The sequence below is a fragment of the Nocardia farcinica genome, from assembly GCF_029867845.1.
GTDB lineage: Bacteria > Actinomycetota > Actinomycetes > Mycobacteriales > Mycobacteriaceae > Nocardia > Nocardia farcinica_A.
This window is the reverse complement of record NZ_JARWRU010000974.1, coordinates 1-6,215: the sequence shown is the minus strand read 5'-3', so window position 1 is coordinate 6,215 and position 6,215 is coordinate 1. Positions and strand designations below refer to the sequence as shown.

At 71.3% G+C, this 6,215-nt stretch carries 6 protein-coding genes and 1 pseudogene; 4 read left to right on the top strand and 3 right to left on the bottom strand.

All coding sequences use genetic code 11. From position 1 onward, the window contains the following. Window positions 1-317 (bottom strand): annotated as a pseudogene (locus QH283_RS21530) (hypothetical protein); the annotation flags it as partial. Between the two features lie 338 nt (window positions 318-655). Here QH283_RS21530 and QH283_RS21525 point away from each other — a divergent pair. Continuing rightward, a complete protein-coding gene (locus QH283_RS21525; RefSeq protein WP_280504783.1) occupies window positions 656-1,465 on the top strand; it encodes an SAM-dependent methyltransferase in 810 nt (269 codons plus the stop codon). Window positions 1,466-1,523: 58 nt separating this feature from the next. Continuing rightward, window positions 1,524-2,798, top strand: a complete 1,275-nt coding sequence (locus tag QH283_RS21520; RefSeq protein ID WP_280504782.1) for a sensor domain-containing diguanylate cyclase — start codon at window positions 1,524-1,526, stop codon at window positions 2,796-2,798. 31 nt (window positions 2,799-2,829) lie between these two features. Here QH283_RS21520 and QH283_RS21515 read toward each other — a convergent pair whose 3' ends face one another. Together QH283_RS21515 and QH283_RS21510 are read right to left on the bottom strand one after the other, a co-directional pair. After that, the gene (locus tag QH283_RS21515; RefSeq protein ID WP_280504781.1) at window positions 2,830-3,258 is read right to left on the bottom strand and encodes a hypothetical protein; all 429 of its coding nucleotides are present in this window, start codon (window positions 3,256-3,258) and stop codon (window positions 2,830-2,832) included. Window positions 3,259-3,537: 279 nt separating this feature from the next. Further along, window positions 3,538-4,185 carry a TetR/AcrR family transcriptional regulator gene (locus QH283_RS21510; protein ID WP_280504780.1) on the bottom strand — a complete coding sequence of 216 codons (648 nt, stop codon included), beginning with the start codon at window positions 4,183-4,185 and terminating at the stop codon, window positions 3,538-3,540. Window positions 4,186-4,288: 103 nt separating this feature from the next. Between QH283_RS21510 and QH283_RS21505 the strand changes: the two genes are divergently transcribed. Further along, entirely contained in the window at window positions 4,289-5,758 is a 1,470-nt protein-coding gene (locus tag QH283_RS21505; protein ID WP_280504779.1) for a cytochrome P450, read from the top strand. Next, window positions 5,755-5,955, top strand: a complete 201-nt coding sequence (locus QH283_RS21500) for a ferredoxin (RefSeq protein ID WP_280504778.1) — start codon at window positions 5,755-5,757, stop codon at window positions 5,953-5,955. Before QH283_RS21505 ends, QH283_RS21500 begins: the two co-directional genes overlap by 4 nt. The last annotated feature ends 260 nt before the right edge of the window (window positions 5,956-6,215 follow it).

Here is a 6,215-nt window from a genome sequence, read left to right as displayed (position 1 = left end):
CCTACGCACACCTCCCGTGCATTTAACCCCACCTCCAGCGCACGGGGGTTGCCGTGCCTGCGTGGTGCGTATGCGTCCCCGACGCCGTGGTCGTGGCCGTGCGCCGCGTGGGTGTGGCCGTGGCGGTGTCCGTGCGTGCCGCCCCCGCGTCGGCCGTGGTCGCCGCCGTGTGCCGTGCCGGAAGAGTGGTCGTGGCCGGGCGCGTGCGCGGCGTCGTGCGCGCGCGCCTCGTCCCGGTCGTGTCCGGCCTCCGGCGCGCCATGCGCGCCCTGCCCGTCGGCGGCCGTCGTCCGTGCCGCACCGCACCGCTCTCCCATGCCGCGCCGTCCTCTCCTCGCCTCGGGTGCCGGTCCGTGTGGGACCCGGCCCGCGCGGGTAGGTCCGAGGGGATCGCCCGGCATCGACCACCCACACAGGGCAGCCTAACGTCTTTTGATGCGCATGTCTGCATCTATCTCCGTGCGCCCGCAGGCGGGTACTTCGAGTCCACGGTGAGCTCTACGGTCGATACGCCTGTTAGCTGCGGTTTTGCTCCCGGTGCGGATCGTCAGAGCGCACACAAGGGGGCTACCATGCGTGAGCATCTCCGGGCGGCGACGACCCGGACGCGGATCGTCCGAGGCGCGGGTGATTCGCTCGTGGTGAAGGGGATTCGATGGACAGACCGTCATGGGCACCCGAGGGCGTGGACATGCAGCAGGCGAGCCCTGCGCGCATGTACGACGCACTGCTTGGTGGCTCGCACAACTTCGAGGTCGACCGGATGGCGGCCGAGATGGGCAAGAAACTGGTGCCCGACCTGCCGAGGCTGGCGCTGAGCAATCGCGCCTTCCTGCGGCGCTCGGTGCGCTTTCTCGTCGACGAGGGCATCACCCAGTTCGTCGACATCGGCTCGGGCATTCCGACCGTCGGCAACGTGCACGAGGTGGCCCAGGCGATCGACCCGGCCGTGCGGGTGCTCTACATCGACATCGACCCGGTCGCGGTCATGCACGCGCGCTCGCTGCTGGCGGGCAACCCGAACGCCGACGCCATCGAGGCCGACCTGCGCAAGCCCGCCGACCTGATGGCCAGGGTGCGCGAGTCGGGGCTGATCGACCTCGATCAGCCGGTGGGCGTGCTGCTGATCGCGGTGCTGCACCTGCTGACCGACGCCGACGACCCGGCGGGCAAGGTGGCCGAGCTGTACGACGCGGTCGCCGACGGCTCCCACATCGCGATCTCGCATCTGACCTCGGAACTGCGGCCCGACGACGCCGCCGCTCTTGGCGCCAGCGCGAGCAACTCCAGCAACGTCGGCATCCACTTCCGGCCCGCCGCCGACATCGCGGGTATGTTCGGCAGATGGGCGCCGGTGGAACCGGGTGTGGTCGAACTGTCGTTGTGGCGGCCGGAATCCGACCGCGACCGGCTCGTCGAGCCGGGGCGTTCGCTCGCCCTGGCCGGTGTCGGCCGCAAGGTGTGACGCGGGCGGGTGTGATGCGGGCTGGTGTGATGCGGGCACGGCGCGGGAAGTGAGGCCGGTGGGGGCGCGGGAACTGGCGGCACGGTGGGCCGACGCCTTGGACGGCGTCGTGGCCCCCGCGCTCACCCGCACCGAGATCGAGGCACTGCTGAGCGATCTGACCGACGGCCTGGTCGCGGCCATCCGCGGTGAACGCGAACCGGCCGTCGCCCGCGCGGTGGCCGCCCGCCTGGTCGCCGCCAACTACCGCGACCCGCTGGCGGTGAGCCGCACCGTGCGGGTCATCTGCACCGACATGGCCGAGGCGTGCTGCGCGCGTACCGACCCGGGATTCGAGCACTACCGTGACCGGGCGGTGGACGTGGCCGCCGAGTTCGGCGAGGGCTTCACCGGCGCGCTGCGGGGCGCGGCCCTGGTCGAGCAGGAGGCCACCCTCGGGGCGGCGCTGGCCCGCGCGCGCGAGGCCGAGGCTCGGCGGCAGCTGTCGGAGGCGCGGTTCGAGGCCATGTTCGCCGGCGCCTCGGTCGGCATCGGCACCGTCGACGTGCGCGGCCGGGTGTTGGAGGTCAACGCCGCCTTCGCCGAAATGCTCGGCCTGCCACAGGAATCCATGCCGGGCCGGTCGGTGGCCGAGCTGCTCGGCCCGGTCAACATCGGCGCCGCCTACGCGCAGTTGCAGCGGATGATCTCCGGCGAGATCGACCGGTTCCGGCTGGAGACGGAGAATGTGCGCCCGGACGGTGGCCTGGCCTACATCGATCTGTCCATGTCGGCGGTGCGGGATGCCCACGGGCAGATGCGATTTCTCATCGGCGTCGCCGTCGACGTGACCGAACGCAAGCAGCTGGCCGACCGGCTGTGGCACGACGCCCACCACGACGGCCTCACCGGGCTGCCCAACCGGACGCTGTTCTTCGACCGCATCGACGCCGCCGAGGCGCCGATCGGCCTGTGCTACATCGACCTCGACGAGTTCAAGGAGATCAACGACCGGTGGGGCCACGCCGCGGGCGACACCGTGCTGCGTGAGGTCGGCAGGCGCCTGCGCGTCGCGGTGGGACCGGAGGGGCTGCCCGCGCGGGTGGGCGGCGACGAGTTCACCGTGCTGGTCGAGCGGTGCGCGGGCTGTGCCCAGCTGGAGGCGCTGATCGCCCGGCTGCACGCCTCGCTGGAGGAACCCGTCGAGGTCATGGGCGAGTCGGTGCGAGTGGCCGCGAGCATCGGTTCGGCATTCGCCGACGAGCGGCCCGAGGAGGTCGACGCGCTGCTGCGGGCCGCGGACGCGGCCATGTACCGGGGCAAGAAGGGGCGCGGCGCCAGGGAGCCGACCTGAGACCGCGCCGGGCGCGCGCCGCCCCGCCGGCTCAGTTCCAGATCAGCGCGCCGGTGCGGCGGAAGGACGGGTGTTCCTCGGCCCGCATCCATCGCCCCCAGGTGGCCTGACCGGCCCCGTCGCGCCGGATCGGGCTGACCCAGGCGCATCGCCGCCGCTGCTGCGGGCCGCCCGCCATGAGCGGCACCTCCCGGGCGACGAGATAGCAGTCGTCGTCCACGGCGCCTGCCCGCGGCAGGTATTCGCACAACTGCTCGGCGGCGTCGCCCAGATTCGCCGAGGCGACCACGCCGGGACGCGGGCTCGGGCCGTCGGCGTCGACCACCACCGCGGACACCGTCCACATGCTGTTGCCGGGCAGGTGCTGGGCGGGGCCCTCGGGTTCGGTCGTGCCCGCGGCCGGTGTGCGCGTCTCGGTCGCGCTCGGGCAGGCATCGACGGCGTAGGCACTCTCGATCATCGCGCACCTCCGGTCGGACGCGGGCCGACGCGATGCCCGGTCGAATGGATCATCTTGCCTCCCAACGTAATCAGATGAGCAGGGCGGTCGTTCGATGGGGATGTCGCCGTTGTGACGCCGGTCGCGCCCTCCGCTGAATTGAAAGGACAACCGACCTGCAAATGAGTGTATAGCCGACGGCTACCCAGTGCGAAGGAATCCTCTCGGCCCTAACGGAACTCGCGCGTGACCGGCCCGGCGGCGCGCCGGGAATGTCCTGGGTGGCGGGTGTGGCCTGGCTCAGCGCAGGCGGTCGGCGACCGCGGGCAGGCGCTCGATCATGGCGATGGTGAAATCGCCGACCAGGTCGATCAGACCCTGCCGGTCGACGTCGAGACCGCCGTCGAGCCAGACCAGCACCAGTTCCGCGGCGCCGCCGGTGATCAGCTGCGAGGTCGCGGCCACCGCGGTGTCGTGGCCCTCGGGAATGTTCAGGATGACCCTGGTCTGCTCGACGATGGTGGCGGCCACGGTGCGCATGCTGGCGAAGCGCGAGCGCATGAGCGCCTCGCTGCCGAAGGCCTGGGCGAAGACGATGTTGGCCCGCCGTGGATCGTCGATCAGTTCGCCGATGATGGCGCCGACGCCCGCTCTGATCCGCTCGGCCGGGGTGCCGGCGCAGGCGGCCACCGCCGCGCGGGCGCGGTCGAGCGCGGAGGTCTGCAACTCCTCGAGCAGGGTGACGGCGAGGGCGTCGAGATCGGGGAAGGCCTCGTAGAAGAAGCGCGGCCCGACCCTGGCTCGTTCGCACACCCCGCGCACGGTCAGCGCGGACAGCCCCTGGGTGCCGATGATCTCCAGGGCGGCGTCGAGCAGGCGGCGGCGGCGGTCCTCGCGACGTTCCTCGGTGGAGGCCCCGCGGTAGGTGCCCGAGGGTGCGCGCGTCATCCGGTCAGCTTTCCACAGCCGGAATTGGGAAACAACCGTGTACGGAAACGGTTGTTTCCGATATGGTCGAGATCACTCGCAGCGTCGCGAAGGGAATTCGGCCATGAGTCTGCTCCTGCCCAACAAGACCACCACGGTCTCCGACACCGCACGGCACCTGCGCACCAAGCTGTCCTGGCAGGTGCAGCGCGCGGGCGTGAAGATGCTCAGGCGCTACCACGCGGAGGTGACCCCGCTCGCGGAGCCCCCCGCAGGCAGTGGCCTGAAGCCGACGCTCGGCGATTACGGCCCGCCGGGCATCGGTTACACCCTGCACACCCTCGCCGACCCGATGACCTTTTCCCGCGAGCGCTTCGAACGGCTCGGCCCGGTCTCCTGGCTCGGCGTGCTCGGCCGCCAGGTGGTCACCGTCAACGGACCGGAGGCCTTCGAGGAAGTCCTCATGGACCGCAAGAAGGTGTTCTCCGCCCAACGCGGCTGGGAATGGCTGATCGGCCCGTTCTTCCACGGCGGCGTGCTGCTGCGCGACTTCGACGACCACATGTTCCACCGGCGCATCCTGCAACAGGCCTTCACCCGGCCGCGCCTGGTCGGCTACCAGGATCTGACCACTCCGCTGCTGCGCCGCGGCATCACCTCCTGGCAGCCCGCGCCGGATTTCCACCTGCACACCGCGGTCAAGCAGTTGCTGCTGCACCAGGCCACCGAGGTGTTCGTCGGCGCGCAGCTCGGCCCGGAGAGCGTGGCGCTGGCGCACGCCTTCGACGACGCCGTGCACGGCGGCACCGCGATGGTGCGGGCGAACGTGCCCGGCGGGGTGTGGGCGCGCGGGCTGCGCGGCCGCCGCAAGCTCGAGGAGTATTTCCGCCGCGAGATCGACGCCAAGCGCGCAGGCGACGGCGCGGATCTTTTCAGCGTGCTGAGCAAGGCCACCACCGACGAGGGCCACACCTTCACCGACGAAGAGGTGGTCCAGCACATGATCTTCGTGATGCTGGCCGCGCACGACACCAGCACCATCGCCACCTCCATGCTCTGCTACGAGCTGGGCAGGCACCCGCGGTGGCAGGAGCGGCTGCGCGAGGAAGCCCGCGCGCTGGGCAAGGATTCGCTCGGCTACGACGACCTCGACTCGATGCCGCTGCTGGACATGGCCTTCAAGGAGGCCCTGCGCATGTACGCGCCGGTCGCCCAGCAGGCCCGCGAGACCATCGCCGACACCGACATCTGCGGCCACTTCGTGCCCAAGGGCACCCTGGTCATGTGCGGGCCGTACATGATGATGCGGATGGCGAAGTACTGGAGCGACCCCGACGAGTTCGACCCGGAGCGGTTCTCGCCGGAGCGGCGCGAGGACAAGGCGCACCGTTTCGCCTGGTCGCCGTTCGGTGGCGGCGCGCACAAGTGCATCGGCCTGTACTTCGGGGGCATGACGGTCAAGGCGGTGCTGCACCAGATGCTGCTGAACTTCCGCTGGTCGGTCCCCGAGGGCTATGAGCCGCTGCTGGTCGCCGGCACCGGCCCCACCCCCGCCGACGGCCTGCCCATCCGGCTGGAAAGGATCACCCGATGAAACTGATCGCCGATCGGAACCGCTGCGAAGGCCACGGCATGTGCGAGGCGCTCGCTCCCGACCTGTTCCGCGTCGACGACGACGGCATCGTCACCATCGCCACCGACGCCGTCGCCGAGGCCGACCGCGACCTGGTCGAGCTCGCCGTGGACAGCTGCCCGGTCCAGGCGCTGAGCCTGGTGCGTGAACCCGCCTGAGCCGCGGGCGCATCGGCGCACACCCGAGTGCCCTCGCGCGCGGTGATCGAGTAGTCGCCTACTCGGGTCATCGGCGCGCGCTCATTCCATGATCATCTCCGCCCCGCCGGAACGCGGGGGCCGGAAACGGACGTGTGAAGGGGATGAGGGGATGTCCGAGGAACGTGAGGTGTTGGCACAGGCGCCGGGCGGCGAGCCCCCGCGGCTCGGGGGGCGGGCGGGGGGGGGGCCTAGGGGGCCGGGGCCCCCAACCCCCCCCC

What these genes read in the sequence shown, in the direction of transcription:
- QH283_RS21525 (WP_280504783.1), top strand. Translation starts at nt 656, where the DNA reads ATGGACAGACCGTCATGGGCACCCGAGGGCGTGGACATGCAGCAGGCG.
- QH283_RS21515 (WP_280504781.1), bottom strand. Translation starts at nt 3,258, where the DNA reads ATGATCGAGAGTGCCTACGCCGTCGATGCCTGCCCGAGCGCGACCGAG.
- QH283_RS21510 (WP_280504780.1), bottom strand. Translation starts at nt 4,185, where the DNA reads ATGACGCGCGCACCCTCGGGCACCTACCGCGGGGCCTCCACCGAGGAA.
- QH283_RS21505 (WP_280504779.1), top strand. Translation starts at nt 4,289, where the DNA reads ATGAGTCTGCTCCTGCCCAACAAGACCACCACGGTCTCCGACACCGCA.
- QH283_RS21500 (WP_280504778.1), top strand. Translation starts at nt 5,755, where the DNA reads ATGAAACTGATCGCCGATCGGAACCGCTGCGAAGGCCACGGCATGTGC.